The organism is Shinella sedimenti (genome assembly GCF_022601905.1).
GTDB classification, from domain to species: Bacteria; Pseudomonadota; Alphaproteobacteria; order Rhizobiales; family Rhizobiaceae; genus Shinella; species Shinella sedimenti.
Map to the genome: position 1 here is coordinate 253873 of NZ_JAKVIN010000003.1, position 16148 is coordinate 270020.

A 16148-nucleotide genomic window follows, 5' to 3' on the forward strand; every position below is an offset into this window, starting at 1 on the left:
CGCAATCGTTAGGTTGAAGCAGAATCATCGAAGTCTCCGGGGACCCACATGTACAAAAAGGCTCTGCTTGTCGCACTTGCCGCGACTTATCTTTCCGCCTGCACGACGACCGATCCCTATACGGGCGAGCAGAAGGTTTCCAACACAGCGGGCGGTGCGGCCATTGGCGCCGGCATGGGCGCCGTTGCCGGCCTCCTCGTCGGCAACAATCCGGTGCAACGCCGCAACGCGGCCCTGATCGGCGCCGGTATCGGCGCGCTGGCCGGCGGTGCCATCGGCAATTACATGGACACGCAGGAGTCCGAGCTGCGTGCGCAGCTCCAGGGCACCGGCGTCTCGGTCACGCGCAACGGCGACCGCATCATCCTGAACATGCCCTCGAACGTCACTTTCTCGACGGACCAGGATCAGGTCATCCCGCCGTTCTACCCGACGCTCGATTCGGTTGCGACCGTGCTTCGCAAGTTCGACAAGACGCTGATCGACGTCGACGGCCATACCGACTCTGTCGGCAATGCCCGTTACAATCAGGATCTGTCCGAACGCCGCGCCAATTCGGTGGCCAACTACCTGGCCGCACGCGGCGTCGATCCCCGCCGCATGTCGGCCATGGGCTACGGCCTCACACGTCCGATCGCCTCCAACGCATCGGAAATGGGCCGCGCGCAAAACCGTCGCGTCGAAATCTCGATCTCCCCGCTTCGTCAGGGTTAAAGGGCGTCAGGCGCGCCTGAGCGCCGGATCGTCGTCGGCCGGGTTGTAGAAGAGCGAGAGCACCAGGCTCTTTGCGATTCGCTCGGCCGTCGCCATGAACCAGGCCTTCGCCTCGGGCGAGGGCGCGATGTCGTCGAGCGTGGCGGAGAACAGGCCGAGCCAGGTCTGGAACAGCGGCGGGTTCATGCCCGCAACGCCCTGATGCGCCATGACAGGCTTGCCGCCATAGCCGCCGTCCTTGAAGGCGACGGCAGACCAGAAACGGTTCATCTTTTCCATATGCTCCGGCCAGCGACCGGCAAGCCGTCCGTCGAAGACCGGGCCAAGCTCCGGATGAGCCCGCACGCGGCCATAGAACGTATCTACCAGCAGCGGAATGAAATCGGCGGTGATGCCAAGGGCGTGCATTTCGGTTTCCGCGCGGGCCCGGATGGCGGCGAAATGGGACTGGCGGTCGGGTTTTTGCTCTGTCATGCCGGCAAGATAGGTGCGGCGCGCGACCTTCGCAATCCGGCCGATCGCCGCAGAAGGTTCAGGGGCCTTCGCGTCCCGGCGCCCATTCCAGCCGTTTGTAATCGAAACCATATTTCAATGTCGGCTTCACGATCTCGAAATAGGGGGAGAGGTCGAAGTCGCGCGGCGTATAGAGCGAGTGATGGCGGATATGCAGGATTTCTTCCCTGGAATAGGGTGAGGTCGCCGCCGCCCGGCCTGGCGCCCGCGTGACCTCCGGCAGGATCGGATAGCGGATCGATTCGAATGCCTGTGCGATCAGCGTCGAGCAGATCGCCCGCGTCGGATCTCCCGAGCCGAAGGCGATCATGCGGCGACGCCAGCGCACCGGCACGGGCGGCGTCGGCAGGAAATAGCGCAGCATGTCGGTGATGTTCTTCAGGTCGTATTTGAGCCCGAGACGCGAGACCATGAAGCCGACCAGCGTATCGCGGTCGTCGGGCGTCAGCCCCACCGGGCGACAGATGCGCGTGTTGTAGGTTCGGTACTTGGTGAGCGGCACCGCCACGCAGCCTTCGCCGATATTGACCTCGATAAGCTGCGGCCGTTCCATCGCCGGCCGCGCCGCCTGGTCGAGCGTCAGCGGAATCTCGTCGCCGACGAAGAGCGCCGCATGGGACCAGGTCGACTGTGTCAGATACTTGATCGCCGCCGAGACCTTCTGGTTGCCCTCGACCAGAAGCACGTCGCCGGGGTGCAGCGTGCGCGACAGCGTTTCGGGATCGGAAGGCGTGTAGGGCTCATAGCCTGATGTCTGGCTTTGAAGCCGGTCGGCGACATGGCGGCCGAGACGATCGAGCAGCGTGTCGCGGCTTGTGGAAAGCGGCTTCAACCCGGCGGTCACGTCTCGTCCCTTACTGTCATACCGGCGCCACTCTAGCCCCTGGGCTGACCGCATGTCGAGCTTGACGCCGATATGGCAAGTCCTATATTTAGAATAATTCTAAACTGGAATGGCCGCCGATGTTCTCCCGTCTCCTCCGCCCTGGAAAACGCAGTCTCGAATCGCTCAGCGAGCAGGAAATCCTGGCACTCGCCATCTCCTCGGAAGAGGATGACGGGCGCATTTACCTCGCCTATGCCGATGCCCTGCGGGAAGCCTATCCTCACTCGGCCCGCGTCTTCGAGGAGATGTCGGCCGAGGAAAGCCATCACCGCCAGATGCTAATCGATCGTCACATCTCCCGCTTCGGCGACCGCATCCCACTGGTACGTCGCGAATTCGTGCGCGACTTCCCGGAGCGCAAGCCGGACTGGTTGATCGGCAACATGTCGCTGGACGCCATCCGCGCGCAGGCGGAAGCCATGGAGGCATCCGCGCATCAATTCTACCTGACGGCGGCCGCCCGCACGCAGGATGCCGCCACGCGCAAGCTGCTGGGCGATCTGGCGCTGGCGGAGAAGTCGCATGAATCGCTTGCGCGGCGGCTCGGCGAACAGCACACGCCGGCCGATGTGAAGACGCAGGAAGACCAGACGGCACGCCGGCAATTCATCCTCACCTACGTGCAGCCCGGCCTGGCCGGGCTGATGGACGGATCGGTCTCGACGCTTGCGCCGATATTCGCCGCCGCCTTCGCCACGCAGGACACCTGGCAGACCTTCCTTGTCGGCCTGTCGGCATCCGTCGGTGCGGGTATTTCGATGGGCTTCACGGAAGCCGCCCATGACGACGGCAAATTGTCGGGACGTGGTTCGCCGATCAAGCGCGGCTTGGCCTCAGGCATCATGACGGCGCTGGGCGGCCTCGGCCACGCGCTGCCCTACCTTATCCCGAACTTCATGTTGGCGACGAGCATTGCCGTCCTGGTGGTGTTCGTGGAGTTGTGGACCATCGCCTTCATTCAGAACCGTTATATGGAGACCCCGTTCCTGCGCGCGGCGATGCAGGTGGTGCTGGGCGGCAGTCTCGTTCTGGCAGCCGGTATCCTTATTGGAAATGCATAGGGACAAGAGCCGCCTTTAGCGGCGCGTCGTCCGGTTCATGTCGCGCACGACCCAGCGGTAGAAGAGATAAACGCCGAAGGCCATCAGGGCGAGCGGCAGAAGATTGGCTACAGAATCCATTTCGACCTCAATTTACCTCCCTGCGAGGCAATTAAGCGGTCGTTAACCAGACTGCAATGCCGAAAACGGCGATAGAGCGTTCACAAAACGCGACCACCGTTCATGAAAAAGCAAAACGGGGCGTCGCCGCCCCTTTTTGTCGTCATCAGGCGCGCAACGTGCCGCCGGTGGTTTTCACCACATTGCCGACGATCCTTGTCGTCAGCGCCTCGAAATCCTCGTCCGTCAGCGTCTTGTCGACCGGCTGGATGACGACCTCGATGGCGACGGACTTTTTGCCCTCGCCAAGCGAAGCGCCCTCGAACACGTCGAAGACATTGACCGCGGCGATCAGCTTGCGATCGGCGCCCGTCGCGGCGCGCACGATGGCGCCCGCTTCCACCGTCTTGTCGACGACGAAGGCAAAGTCGCGCTTCACGGCCTGGAACGGCGAGAGGTCGAGTGCGGGCTTGGTGCGCGTCGCCTTCTTCTTCGGTTCCGGCATGGCATCGACAAAGATCTCGAAGCCGCAAAGTGCGCCGGAGACGTCGAGCGCGCCGAGGGTCTTCGGATGGAATTCTCCGAAATAGCCGAGCACGATCTTCGGACCCATCTTGATGGTTCCCGATCGGCCCGGATGGTACCAGCCCGGCGCGCCCGGCTCGATCTGCACATTGCCCATCGGCAGGCCGCAGGCCTCGATCACGGCAAGAGCGTCGGCCTTTGCGTCGAAGACATCGACCGGCTTGCCGCCGCCCTTGGCGGCATTCGACCAGAGGCGGCCGGAACCGGCGAGCGTCGCCGTGCCGCGCCGCACACCGCCGGCCAAGCGGCGCTGGCCTTCGGGGCGGTCGTTCTCATAGGTACCGGAGACTTCGAACAGTGCGACGTCCCCGTAACCCTTGTCGGCATTGCGCTGGGCGGCTGCGAGCAGGCCCGGCAGCAGCGAGGGGCGCATGTCAGACATATCCGATGCGATCGGATTCGACAGCGCCAGCGACGGCGCGCCGCCGCCGAACAGCTCGGCATGGGCCTTCGGAATGAAGGACCAGGTGACGGCTTCCAGCATGCCGCGTGCGGCAAGCGCCCGCTTGGCGAGGCGCGTGCGGATCTGCAGCGTGGTCAGGATGCGGCCGTTGACCGCGGCATGGCTTTCGAGCGGCGCCGGTTTGATGTTGTCGACGCCGTGCATGCGCATGACCTCTTCGACAAGGTCCGCCTTGCCATCGACATCCGGGCGCCAGGAGGGGACGGCGACCGAAACACGCTCGCCCGCGCCGGTCACGGTGAAGCCGAGACGGGTGAGGATGTTGGTGCTTTCGGCTTCCGAGACGTCGAGGCCCGTCAGGCGCTTCACTTCCGAGAAGGGGAAGTCCACGACCTTGGCGGCGTAGCCCTTGTAACCGACGACATCGGTCCTGGCCGGCGCGCCGCCGCACAGTTCCAGCACCAGTTCGGTGGCGCGCTCGAGGCCGGGTACCATGTATTCCGGGTCCACGCCGCGCTCGAAGCGATAGCGGGCATCGGTGATGATGCCGTGCGAACGGCCGGTCTTGGCGATGTTCATCGGATCCCAGAGGGCCGATTCGATCAGCACATCCACAGTGTTTTCATCGCAGCCCGAATGCTCGCCGCCCATGATGCCGCCGATGGACTCGACGCCGTTGTCGTCGGCGATGACGACGTTAGCCGGATTCAGGGTGTATTCGCGGGTATCGAGCGCCAGTACCTTCTCACCCTCTGTGGCACGGCGCACGACGAGGTCGCCCTTCACCTTGGCGGCGTCGAAGACGTGCAGCGGACGGCCCTGGTCGAAGGTCATGTAGTTGGTAATGTCGACGAGCGCGTTGATCGGGCGAAGGCCGATGGCGATGAGCCGCTGCTGCATCCAGCGCGGGCTTGGCCCGTTCTTGACGCCGCGCACGAGGCGCAGCGCAAAGCCGGGGCACAGATAGTCATTACCGCCAAGCTCCAGCTTCACCTTGACCGGCGTCTCGCCTTCGACCTTGAAGGACGGTGCCTTCGGTGTCTTGAGGGTGCCGAGGCCGGCAGCGGCGAGGTCGCGGGCGATGCCGTAGATGCTCGTGCAGTCCGGACGGTTCGGCGTCAGATTGATCTCGATGACCGGATCGTCAAGGCCGGCATAGCCGGCATAGCTCTGACCCACAGGCGCATCCGCCGGAAGCTCGATGATGCCGTCGTGGTTGTCGGAAATCTCAAGTTCCTTTTCCGAGCACATCATGCCGCGGCTTTCGACGCCGCGGATGTTGCCGACGGAAAGCGTGACATCGATGCCTGGAACATAGGTGCCGGGCGCGGCGAAGGCGCCGATGAGGCCGGCGCGCGCGTTCGGCGCACCGCAGACGACCTGGATCGGATCGCCCTTGCCGGTATCGACCATCAGCACGCGCAGCTTGTCGGCGTTGGGATGCTGTTCAGCCGAAACGACCTTGGCGATGACAAAGGGCTTGAACGCCGCCTTGTCGTCGACATCTTCCACTTCAAGGCCGATCGCCGTCAGCTTCTCGCAGATTTCGTCGAGCGAGGCATCGGTGTCGAGGTGGTCCTTCAGCCAGGAGAGCGTGAATTTCATGGTTAGTTTCTCCTTGGATGCCGGTTACGCGCTCAGGCCGCCGAACAAAGTCGGCATGTCGAGCGGACGGAAACCGTAGTGGCTGAGCCAGCGGACATCGGCGTTGAAGAAGTCGCGCAGGTCGGGCATGCCATATTTCAGCATGGCGATGCGGTCGAGGCCCATGCCCCAGGCAAAGCCCTGGTATTCGTCCGGGTCGAGACCGCCGGCGCGCAGCACGTTCGGGTGAACCATGCCGCAGCCGAGGATTTCCATCCAGTCGGTGCCTTCGCCGAACTTGACGATCGGGCCCGACGAGCGGTCGCACTGGATATCCACCTCGAAGGACGGTTCAGTGAAGGGGAAGAACGACGGGCGGAAGCGCATGGTGACGCTGTCCACCTCGAAGAAGGCCTTGCAGAACTCTTCCAGCACCCAGCGCATGTTGGCGACATTCGCCTTCCTGTCGACAACCAGGCCTTCGACCTGGTGGAACATCGGGGAATGGGTCGCGTCACTGTCCTGGCGGTAGGTCTTGCCGGGGATGATGATGCGGATCGGCGGCTTTTGCGCTTCCATCGTGCGGATCTGCACGGGCGAGGTGTGCGTGCGCAGCACCTTGCGATCGCCGTTCTCGTCCACCGGGAAGAAGAACGTGTCATGCATCTCGCGGGCCGGGTGGCCCTCGGGGAAGTTCAGCGCCGTGAAATTGTAGTAGTCGGTCTCGACATCGGGGCCCTCGGCAATCGAAAAGCCCATGTCGCCGAAGATGGCGGTGATCTCGTCGACGATCTGGCTGATCGGGTGGATGCGGCCGCGCTCGGCGGGCGATGAGCGGACCGGCAGACTTACATCGACGGTCTCGGCCTTGAGGCGGGCATCGATGGCTGCGTCACGTAGCGCTGTCTTGCGCTCGTTGATCGCGTCGGTCACACGGGTTTTCAACGCGTTGATGGCCGCGCCGCGCGTCTGGCGCTCTTCCGGAGACATGGTGCCGAGCGTCTTCAGGAGTTCGGAGACGGAGCCCTTCTTGCCAAGTGCGGCCACGCGCACGGCTTCGATAGCCGCTTCGTCGGAGGCGGCGGCGACATCGGCCAGAAGCCCGGATTCCAGTGTTTCGAGTTCAGTCATCTTTACCTGCTTTGCTTGCATCGGCCGCGCGAGGGGCCAGGAGAACCTCGGACAGATAGCCGGTTGCGGCGAGGAAGCGCCGCAGATCACTACCCATGTGAACGCGCCCGATCAATCGGGTCGGCGACAAAAACTTGGCCAGGAACCGCATCATCGTCGCAAGCGCCGCCTCGGTTTCAGGCGGTGCGGCGGCGCGCCACGCGGCATAGGCCTGCCGCGCCGTCGCTTCGCCCAGACAGGCGCGATCCGTCAGCTGGAGAAACAGCAGCCACAGGTCGCGGGCCTGCGCATCGGCAAGCGGCATTGCGGCCTCCGGCTCTTCCTCGAAATCCATGAAGCCGATGCCATCGCCCGCCACGAAGAAATCGCGGGGGTGGGGCCGGCCGTGGCACAGGCCCTTGGCGTGCAGTGCGCCGAGATCGGCGGCGCATCGCACGAGCAGCGCATCGTGGGCGGCGGGGTCGGTGTCGCGCAAGGCATCCAGGCGCGCCGTCACGGTCGGCGCGACGTCGGACAGCACCAGCGCATTGCCGGAGGCGTAAAGCACCTGCGGCACCGGTACGCCGTGAGCGGCGAAAGTCTCGATGCGGCGGATCTCACGGGCGATCATGCCCTTGCTGTCGAGCGCGGGGGAGGGGCGCAGGAAGGGCAGGCGGAACAGGTTCGCCAAGCTCGTCTGTGCCTTCGTCCAGATGGGCGGCCGTTCCGTGCCGTAACGCTTGATCCAGACGGCGCCGAACGACAGGTCGACGCGCTCTACCCGGCGTGTCTCGCGGGTCAGCGCGGCAAGCAGCATCTCGATGTCCCCATCGGTCATATGGGGGATATTGCCGAGCGCGGTATGCCTGCCATCCATGGTTAGAATCCTGCGGTCCAAAGAAAAACCCGCACCGGTTCCCCGGCGCGGGTTTCACAACGAATGAAAGTGGTTGTGAGCGCCGGTTAGTTTACGGCGGCCTCAAACTCGTTCTTCGTGCCGGCGTCCTTGAGGTATTCCAGAGCCTTCTTGGAGGCAGCGACGAGCGCGCCGAAAGCTTCGGTCTCATGGATCGCCATGTCGGACAGGACCTTGCGGTCAACTTCGATGCCAGCCTTGTTTAGGCCGTCGATGAAGCGGCCATAGGTCAGGCCATGCTCGCGGACGGCAGCGTTGATGCGCTGGATCCAGAGAGCGCGGAAGTTGCGCTTGTTGACCTTGCGGTCGCGGTAGGCGAACTGCTTCGAACGATCAACCGCAGCCTTGGCGGCGCGGATGGTGTTCTTGCGGCGGCCGTAGAAACCCTTGGCTGCCTTCAGCGTCTTCTTGTGCTTGGCGTGCGAGGTGACGCCGCGTTTTACACGTGCCATGTCATGATCTCCTTAACGTATCAAATTGCTCGAGAAGTCTTAGAGACCGTTCGGCAGGTAGTTCTTGATGACCTTCTTGCCATCGGCTTCGGCCAGCACCATGGTGCCGCGCGCGTCGCGAATGAACTTGTTGGTACGCTTGATCATGCCGTGGCGCTTGCCGGCTGCGGCGGCCAGGACCTTGCCCGATGCGGTGATCTTGAACCGCTTCTTGGCAGACGATTTCGTCTTCATCTTGGGCATTTTGCTACTCCATTCTTCTTGAATTCGAGCCGCGTGACGATGCACGGCTCCAGCGTAAAGAACGGCCACGGCATGCCCTGCCGGACCGTTCGGACGGCGGCTTGTAACCGATGTCCTTTAAAAGCGCAACCGGAATCCGCTCATGCTGCGGGTCCGGCGGCGCAGAAATGGAAAAGCCGCCCCGGAGGGCGGCTTTGATCCGTTCAGCGCGGCGCGCCGAGGAAGGGGCTCACCGCGGGGCGAGCACCATCATCATCTGGCGTCCCTCGAGCTTCGGCTCGGCTTCGACCTTTGCGATCGTCAGCGTGTCTTCCTTGACCTGCTGGAGAAGCTTCATGCCAAGTTCCTGGTGGGCCATTTCACGGCCGCGGAACTTGAGCGTCACCTTCACCTTGTCGCCTTCTTCGAAGAAGCGGTTCATCGCCTTCATCTTCACGTCATAGTCGTGCGTGTCGATGTTCGGGCGCATCTTGATTTCTTTGATCTCGACGATCTTCTGCTTCTTGCGCGCTTCGGCAGCCTTCTTCTGGTTGGCGTATTTCAGCTTGCCGAGGTCAAGGATCTTGCAGACGGGCGGTTCGGAGTTCGGCGCGATCTCCACGAGATCGAGGCCGGCCTCTTCAGCCATACGGAGCGCCTGATCGGTGGGGACGGTGCCGTGGTTCTGGCCTTCGGCATCGATGAGCTGGACGCGGGGAACCCGAATTTCCCTGTTGGAACGCGGCCCGTCCTTGACGGGGGCTTCCGCTTTGAATGGTCTGCGAATGGTCGTGTTCTCCTCGAACTGTTTCGAAAGGGTATGAATCTGCGCGTCGACCAGGACATTTGCCCGCCTGCCGGCGTTTTCTCGGCAATGTGTTGATCGCGCTTATGAAGTCAATAGCACGGCGCGTGGAAAAAATCACCACCTGTCCTTGCGCTTGCGAATCTGGTCTAGGTCTGGCGCAAGGGCCGGTTTCGGGGGTGGTTTTTCGCAGCCGGGGCGCAAGAACGGGAGATAGGCATGACGGGCACGAACGACAATGGGCAGGCGGCGGAATTCATCACGGTCGGCACCGGTGAAGCGGAACGACACATCGCCATAGCCCTCCAGTCGCCCGCTGCGGGCAACGGCCTCGCGCACTTCGTCTGGCTCGGCGGCTACCGGTCGGACATGTCCGGCACCAAGGCTGTCGAGCTCGCCGGCCTTGCCGCCCGCCTCGGCACCGGCTGCCTGCGCTTCGACTATTCCGGCCACGGCGCATCCGGCGGCGCCTTCGTCGACGGCACGATTTCGCGCTGGCTGGAGGAATCGCTGGCGGCCATAAGGCACGCGGCCGGCGCCATCGGTGCCCGGCGCATCGTTCTCGTCGGCTCGTCGATGGGCGGCTGGATCGCGCTGCGCGCCGTCGCCGAGCTTGCCCGGCAGAGTGACATCGAGATCACCGGCCTCGTGCTGATCGCGCCGGCGCCGGATTTCACCTCGGAACTGATAGAGCCGAACCTGACAGACACCGAGCGGACGGCGCTGGCAGAGCGCGGCCAGTTCGAGGAGCCGACACCCTATGGCCCCGATCCGAACATCTACACGCTCAAGCTTATAGAGGACGGCAGGAAGAACCGCGTTCTGACGGGCGCCATCGAGACCGGCTGCCCGGTCCATATCCTGCAGGGCATGGCGGACCCTGATGTGCCCTATTCCCATGCCGTACGCCTGATGGAGCATCTGTCCGGCGATGATGTCGTCCTGACGATGATACGTGATGGCGACCACCGCCTGTCGCGGCCGCAGGATATCGCCAAGATCCTGGAGGCTGCCGAAACGCTGGCACGCGGGCAATAGCCGCCGGCGTGTCGCGCCGGTCACATCTTAACCATATTCCAGCATCGCCAATTCTGATGATTGACGAGAGGGCCGACTGACCGTTAACTCTTTATTAACGATAAGGGGACGGTTCATGGCACGAATGATTGGTGCAAAGGCTGGGACTGCGGCGTTTCTGGCGCTTCTCGTTTCTTCTTCCTCGGCCTTTACGGCGCCGGCATCGGCGCTCTCCATGAAGACAGGCGGCGTAACCTCCCAGCCGATCGGCCATTACGAATTCTGTCAGAGCCACAAATCCGAATGCCGCGCCGGCGCGCGTAACCAGGCGCCCGCCAAGGTCACGGAGTTCGGTTGGGCGACGGTCCGCCAGATCAATGCCCGCGTCAACCGCGACATCACGCCGATGACGGACAAGGAACTCTACGGCAAGGACGAGTTCTGGACCTATCCCGGCGACGCCGGTGACTGCGAGGACTTCGTGCTCCTCAAGCGCCGCATGCTCATGGAAAAGGGTTTCGCGGCGGGGGACCTGCTGATCACCGTGGTGCGCAAGCCCGATGGCGAGGGGCATGCCGTTCTGACCCTGCGCACCACGCAGGGCGATTTCATCCTCGACAATCTCAACAACGACGTGAAGCTCTGGACCGAGACGTCCTACCGCTATCTGAAGCGTCAGGCCTCGTTCCACGCCGGCCGCTGGGTCTCCATCGAAAACGGCGACGCCGTCATGGTCTCGTCGGTCGGCCAGTAAGACCGTTCGTTTCAAAGTATCCCGAAAAGAAAAACCCCGCCGTTCAGGCGGGGTTTTTCGTATTGCGGTGACGGCCCGATATCAGGCGGCCGGCTGCTTAGTTTTACGCAGGTAGGGCAGCACGGTGTCGAAGGAGCCGAAGCGCGCGATGGCATCCTCGTTCGAGACAGCGGCGGTGATGATGACGTCGTCGCCCTGCTGCCAGTTGGCCGGGGTGGCGACCTGGTGCTTGCTGGTGAGCTGGATCGAATCGATGGCGCGCAGGATTTCGGGGAAGTTGCGGCCCGTCGTCATCGGGTAGGTGAGGATCAGCTTGATCTTCTTGTCGGGACCGATGACGAAGACCGAGCGGACCGTGGCGTTGTCGGCGGGCGTGCGGCCTTCCGAGCTCTCGCCGGCCGCGGCGGGCAGCATGTCATAAAGCTTGGCGACGGCGAGATCCTTGTCACCGATCAGCGGATAATCCACGTCAAAGCCGGTGGCGGTGCGGATATCGGCCTTCCACTTCGCATGGCTTTCGACCGGATCGACGGAGATGCCGATGATCTTGACGCCGCGCTTGCGGAATTCGCCCTCGATGCCGGCCATTGCGCCCAGTTCGGTGGTGCAGACGGGCGTGAAATTCTTCGGGTGCGAGAAGAGAACCGCCCAGCCGTCGCCGATCCACTCATGGAAATTGATGGTGCCGGCAGTGGTTTCGGCGGTGAAGTCCGGAGCGATATCGTTGATGCGAAGGCTCATGTCTCGTCCTCTTTGTCTTGCGGGATCGCAGGCGCAGGCCCGCGAAAGTGTAACCGTGGCGGTAGATAGACCGAAAAATCGCGATTGCCTATAGCGGTATCACGTCATTCTGGCCGTGCCAGGGGCCGGAACTTTTCGTCATTTCAAGTGGTTGGAAGAAGGCTTTCGGCGAGACACGGCCGACGCGCCAAACCTTTCCACCAGGCTAGCCTTCGGTGGAAAGGCGATTTTATTTTGCCTTTTGGATCAGATGGCGCTCAGGCGTCAAATTCGGCCCGGCCGCTCGTCAGGTCGATGACGAGGCGACTCGTTTCCTCGGCCTGTTCGGCCGGGACACGGAAGAGAAGCGTTGCGCCGCTCTCATGAAACACTTCATCGTCCATCAGGACCCCCGGCAGGGCGGCAAGCCGGGCCTTGACGAGCGCAAGATCGGAGAAGCCGAGCGAGACAGCAAGGGCAGCGCGTTCGACATATTCCGTCTTGGCAGCCGCGCGCAGGCAGAGCGACGCCGTGCCGCCATAGGCGCGGATGAGGCCGCCGCTGCCGAGAAGGATGCCGCCGAACCAGCGCGTCACCACGACCAGAGTGCGGTCCAGCGCCTGTCCGTCGATCGCCTGGAGAATGGGCTTTCCGGCCGTGCCGCTCGGTTCGCCGTCGTCGCTGAAGCGGTAGGCCTGGCCGATGCGCCAGGCCCAGCAATTGTGGTTGGCGGAAGGATCGGAAACCTCGGCTAGCCGCGCCTTCGCTTCCGCCTCGGTGTCGACCGGGCAGGCAACCGCGAGGAACCGGCTCTTGCGGATGTCCTGCTCGAAGCGTTCGGTCTGGTCCAGAGTGTACAAACGGTGGTTTCCGGTGGCGTTCGCCGTCTCGTAACGCTTGGCGGCAGGCGGCATCAAGGGCTGAATAGATTACAAATTTTATGGACTATTGACAGCCGCCACGTTTTTGCCATGATGATGACCGGATCTTAACCAGAACGGAAGCGATGGCATGATGTATCTCGGTGGCGTGACGCTCGGCTACTTCAACCTCTATCCGGTCGGCTTTCAGCCGAAGACCGAGGATGCGCGGTCTGCCGACAATCCCGGCGAAAAAGACGCTGCCGATGGAATGCAGGAGCCCCTGCCGCTCGAAGGTAGCCGCCTTTCCTCGTCCCGTCGTCCGGTGCATTGGCCGACCCACGTCTTCTTCTGAGGGCCATCTTCAGGGAAGCGACGGGCAGGTTCCCGGTTTTGCGGGCAGCGCACCGCCGCTCATGAGGGCAGCCAGCTGCGGGCGGTCTCCATCGGCTGTAGGCTGGATATTGAGCGGCTCGCTGGCCGGCCACCAATCTCCCGCCGCCCAATAGGTCCAGCCGGTCCATACGGCGTTTTCGCGATGGACCAGCGCGGTCATACGGGCGAGACCGTCAAGGCAGGCCGGCTCGGCCGATCCGCCGAATTCTCCCAGAAAGCCGCGCTTGCCGTTGCGCTTCAGCCAGTCGGTGAAGCGCTCCAGCGCCTTCACGGCATCATCCGCGCGCTCGCAGGTGCTCGCCTTGCCGGAGAAATCGCCATCCAGATATTGGTGGACCTCGTAAGCGTTGTTGTCGGCCGGGTCCTGGATGCCGAGCATGACCGTGCCGTTGGCGCCGCCGTCCCGTTCCTCTTCCCAGCTGTGCGCGCCACTCCAGATCGTGCCGGGCACCAGCACGAGGTTGGTCGCGCCGGTTTCGCGGATCGCGGCGATGGCTGCGTTCGCGGAAGCCAGCCATTGAGTTGCCGGCACGTCGTGCGGCTCGTTCATCAGCCCGAACTGGACGCCCGCATCCTGCTTGTAGTCTACCGCGAGCCGGCTCCAGAAATCGGCGAAGGCGCTATCAGGCACGGCGGCCGAGCCGATCTGCTGGTCACCGTAATAGGCATAGTTGTGCGGGTCGAGGATAACGGTCATGCCGGCCTTGCGCAGGGCCTTCACCGTATCGGATAGGCGCTTGCGCTCCGCCTTGTCGAAGTTTCGGTTGAGCCGCGGCTGAAGGCGTTCCCATTTGAACGGCAGGCGCGCGGCATTGAAGCCCTTGTCCGCGAAATAGGTGATCGTCTCGTCCGACGGATAGGCGTAGTCCTTGCCGTAGGTGCCGCGCCCCTGGCCGAATTCCGCGCCCGCGAGGTTGACGCCCGAAAGGCAGGCCGCGTTCGCCTGAAGGGGAATTGCAATTGCCGTCATAGCAGCCACCAACCGAAGAACCGGCGTTGTACCGGATGGGGATCGCATGCCTTTTCTCCGTGCCATTCGTCGCGGGGATAACACTCCGATGGCCTTAAGGCGACGTTAAGGCGCGCGGCGTGCCGACAAACAGGATTAAGAGATTGCAACCGCCGGTCCGCCCGGTTAGAGGCGGAAGCCTCCACGCCTCGTCCCTTGCCGACAACAGGTTGCCTTATGTCCATTTCCCCGCCCTCAGCACCATTCTCCTCCGGCAAACGCCATCCGCTGCGGGTGCTGCTTTCGCTCGTCAGCGAGGAGAAGGGCCGCGTCGTCAGGGCGGTTGCGGCGTCTGTCATCAACAAGATCTTCGACGTGATGCCGGAAATCCTCATCGGCATCGCACTGGACGTCGTGGTGCGCGGCAAGGATTCCTTCGTGGCGCAGGTCGGCATCACCGATCCCGTACATCAGCTGACGCTGCTCGGCATTGCCACCTTCCTGATCTGGTTCGGGGAATCGCTCTTCGAGTATTTCTACCAGATCCTGTGGCGCGGCCTGGCGCAGGACGTGCAGCATCGCCTGCGTATCCTATGCTACGACCATGCCCAGCATCTGCCCACGAGCTTCTATGAGGAGAACCGGTCGGGCGATCTCGTGGCCGTCTTGAACGACGATATCAACCAGCTCGAGCGCTTCCTCGACCGTGGCGCCAACGAGTTGATCCAGACCTTTGCCGCCGTCGTCCTCGTCGGCGCGGTGTTCTTCATCGTCAGCCCGCTGATCGCCGTCGTCGCGTTCACGCCGGTTCCGGCAATCATTGCCGGAGCCTTCTGGTTCCAGCGCCGCGCGCAGGCGCGTTACGATGCGGTGCGCGCGCGCGCCGGCGGTCTTGGCGCGCGGCTCACCACCAACCTGCAAGGCCTCCAGACCATTCGCGCCTTCGGTGCCGAGGCCCGCGAGACCGCGGCGCTCAGCAAGGAAAGCCGGGCTTATGTCGACGCCAACCGGGCGGCGATCCGCGTCTCCTCCGCCTTCATCCCGATCATCCGCATGGCGATCCTCTCGGGTTTCCTCGCCACCTTCCTCATCGGCGGCTGGCTGACGCTGACCGGCCAGATGCAGGTGGGCGCCTATGGCCTGCTCGTCTTCCTCACCCAGCGCCTGCTCTGGCCGATGACCCATCTCGCCGAAATCGCCGATCTCTACGAGCGCGCCATGGCCTCGACGCGCCGCATCCTGCGCCTGCTCGATGAACCGCGCGGCGAGCCGCACGGCGCGCACGACGCTTCGGTTTCCGGCCGCTTTGAACTGGAAGGCGTCGGCTTCCGCTATGCGACGAGCCCGGGCGGGGTCACCGATATCAATCTTGCGATCCGGGCGGGCGAAACGGTCGCGCTGGTCGGGCCGACTGGCAGCGGAAAGTCGACACTCATCAAGCTGCTCGGCCTGTTCATCCGCCCGCAGAAGGGCGCGATCCGCCTCGATGGCGTGCCGCTTGCGGACTGGTCGGGCGAGCGCCTGCGCAGGAGCATGGCCTGGGTGCCGCAGGAGGTGACGCTGTTCTCCGGCTCCATCGCCGACAACATCGCCTATGGTAAGCCGTCAGCGAGCCGCGAGGAGGTCGAGGCAGCCGCCCGGCTTGCCGAGGCCGACGGCTTCATCCGTGCGCTGCCGGACGGCTATGAAAGCCAGATCGGCGAATATGGCCAGAAGCTCTCTGGCGGCCAGCGCCAGCGCATCGCGCTTGCCCGCGCATTGCTGATCGATCCCGCCATTCTGATCCTCGACGAGGCCACGAGCGCGGTCGACAACGAGACCGAGGCGGCGATCCAGCGCTCGCTCGCCAAGATGAAGGGCAAGCGCACCGTCATTCTCGTGGCGCACCGGCTGAGCACGGTGGTCCATGCCGACGCCATCCATGTGATGGACGACGGCCGCATCATCCAGTCCGGCCCGCACGACCGGCTCGTCGAATGCCCCGGGCTTTACCGCACGCTCTGGAACATCCAGACAGGGCACGCCGAGATGAACGAGACGGCCTGATAATCCCCACCCCGCTGCGGCGACCTTCGCTCCGCTTGCGGGGGAGACGGAGCCGG

17 protein-coding genes are annotated in these 16148 nt (G+C 63.6%); 6 read left to right on the forward strand and 11 right to left on the reverse strand.

Features of this window, described 5'->3' with window-relative positions:
* Positions 1–48 precede the first annotated feature (48 nt).
* Entirely contained in the window at positions 49–714 is a 666-nt protein-coding gene (locus tag MKI86_RS08625; RefSeq protein ID WP_241599942.1) for a YiaD family glycine zipper/OmpA-like lipoprotein, read from the forward strand.
* A 6-nt stretch (positions 715–720) separates the two neighbouring features.
* On the opposite strand, the gene MKI86_RS08630 is transcribed toward MKI86_RS08625, so the two are convergent.
* Both MKI86_RS08630 and MKI86_RS08635 read right to left on the reverse strand, forming a co-directional pair.
* Positions 721–1188: a group III truncated hemoglobin gene (locus MKI86_RS08630; RefSeq protein ID WP_241600694.1), complete on the reverse strand. Its 468-nt coding sequence runs from the start codon at positions 1186–1188 to the stop codon at positions 721–723.
* Between the two features lie 58 nt (positions 1189–1246).
* A complete protein-coding gene (locus tag MKI86_RS08635; RefSeq protein WP_241599944.1) occupies positions 1247–2071 on the reverse strand; it encodes a C40 family peptidase in 825 nt (274 codons plus the stop codon).
* Positions 2072–2190: 119 nt separating this feature from the next.
* On the opposite strand from MKI86_RS08635, the gene mbfA reads away from it, so the two are divergent.
* Complete coding sequence (gene mbfA, locus MKI86_RS08640; RefSeq protein ID WP_241599947.1) at positions 2191–3174, forward strand: iron exporter MbfA; 984 nt, start codon at positions 2191–2193, stop codon at positions 3172–3174.
* 265 nt (positions 3175–3439) lie between these two features.
* Here mbfA and pheT read toward each other — a convergent pair whose 3' ends face one another.
* The 6 genes from pheT to infC form a co-directional block, all read right to left on the reverse strand.
* Positions 3440–5866, reverse strand: a complete 2427-nt coding sequence (pheT, locus tag MKI86_RS08645; RefSeq protein WP_241599949.1) for a phenylalanine--tRNA ligase subunit beta — start codon at positions 5864–5866, stop codon at positions 3440–3442.
* Between the two features lie 24 nt (positions 5867–5890).
* Positions 5891–6976: a phenylalanine--tRNA ligase subunit alpha gene (pheS, locus tag MKI86_RS08650; protein ID WP_241599952.1), complete on the reverse strand. Its 1086-nt coding sequence runs from the start codon at positions 6974–6976 to the stop codon at positions 5891–5893.
* Complete coding sequence (locus MKI86_RS08655; RefSeq protein ID WP_241599954.1) at positions 6969–7832, reverse strand: lipopolysaccharide kinase InaA family protein; 864 nt, start codon at positions 7830–7832, stop codon at positions 6969–6971. The genes pheS and MKI86_RS08655 overlap by 8 nt, the downstream gene beginning before the upstream one ends.
* An 86-nt stretch (positions 7833–7918) precedes the next feature.
* Positions 7919–8323 carry a 50S ribosomal protein L20 gene (gene rplT, locus MKI86_RS08660; protein WP_069060325.1) on the reverse strand — a complete coding sequence of 135 codons (405 nt, stop codon included), beginning with the start codon at positions 8321–8323 and terminating at the stop codon, positions 7919–7921.
* Positions 8324–8362: 39 nt separating this feature from the next.
* Positions 8363–8566 (reverse strand): 50S ribosomal protein L35, encoded by a 204-nt coding sequence (gene rpmI, locus MKI86_RS08665; RefSeq protein WP_134647921.1) that lies wholly within the window; start codon positions 8564–8566, stop codon positions 8363–8365.
* Between the two features lie 229 nt (positions 8567–8795).
* Complete coding sequence (infC, locus tag MKI86_RS08670) at positions 8796–9332, reverse strand: translation initiation factor IF-3 (protein WP_241600696.1); 537 nt, start codon at positions 9330–9332, stop codon at positions 8796–8798.
* A gap of 237 nt (positions 9333–9569) precedes the next feature.
* Between infC and MKI86_RS08675 the strand changes: the two genes are divergently transcribed.
* Both MKI86_RS08675 and MKI86_RS08680 read left to right on the forward strand, forming a co-directional pair.
* Positions 9570–10388 (forward strand): alpha/beta hydrolase, encoded by an 819-nt coding sequence (locus tag MKI86_RS08675; RefSeq protein ID WP_241599955.1) that lies wholly within the window; start codon positions 9570–9572, stop codon positions 10386–10388.
* Positions 10389–10503: 115 nt separating this feature from the next.
* Complete coding sequence (locus tag MKI86_RS08680) at positions 10504–11121, forward strand: transglutaminase-like cysteine peptidase (protein ID WP_241599958.1); 618 nt, start codon at positions 10504–10506, stop codon at positions 11119–11121.
* An 81-nt stretch (positions 11122–11202) separates the two neighbouring features.
* On the opposite strand, the gene MKI86_RS08685 is transcribed toward MKI86_RS08680, so the two are convergent.
* Both MKI86_RS08685 and MKI86_RS08690 read right to left on the reverse strand, forming a co-directional pair.
* Positions 11203–11862: a peroxiredoxin gene (locus MKI86_RS08685; protein WP_160870173.1), complete on the reverse strand. Its 660-nt coding sequence runs from the start codon at positions 11860–11862 to the stop codon at positions 11203–11205.
* 257 nt (positions 11863–12119) lie between these two features.
* Positions 12120–12701 carry an IMPACT family protein gene (locus tag MKI86_RS08690; protein ID WP_241599960.1) on the reverse strand — a complete coding sequence of 194 codons (582 nt, stop codon included), beginning with the start codon at positions 12699–12701 and terminating at the stop codon, positions 12120–12122.
* Between the two features lie 151 nt (positions 12702–12852).
* Between MKI86_RS08690 and MKI86_RS08695 the strand changes: the two genes are divergently transcribed.
* Positions 12853–13056 (forward strand): hypothetical protein, encoded by a 204-nt coding sequence (locus MKI86_RS08695; RefSeq protein ID WP_241599962.1) that lies wholly within the window; start codon positions 12853–12855, stop codon positions 13054–13056.
* 9 nt (positions 13057–13065) lie between these two features.
* Here MKI86_RS08695 and MKI86_RS08700 read toward each other — a convergent pair whose 3' ends face one another.
* On the reverse strand, positions 13066–14067 hold the full coding sequence (locus MKI86_RS08700) for a glycoside hydrolase family 5 protein (protein WP_241599964.1): 1002 nt from the start codon (positions 14065–14067) through the stop codon (positions 13066–13068).
* A gap of 216 nt (positions 14068–14283) precedes the next feature.
* Between MKI86_RS08700 and MKI86_RS08705 the strand changes: the two genes are divergently transcribed.
* On the forward strand, positions 14284–16092 hold the full coding sequence (locus tag MKI86_RS08705) for an ABC transporter ATP-binding protein (RefSeq protein WP_241599966.1): 1809 nt from the start codon (positions 14284–14286) through the stop codon (positions 16090–16092).
* Positions 16093–16148 lie beyond the last annotated feature (56 nt).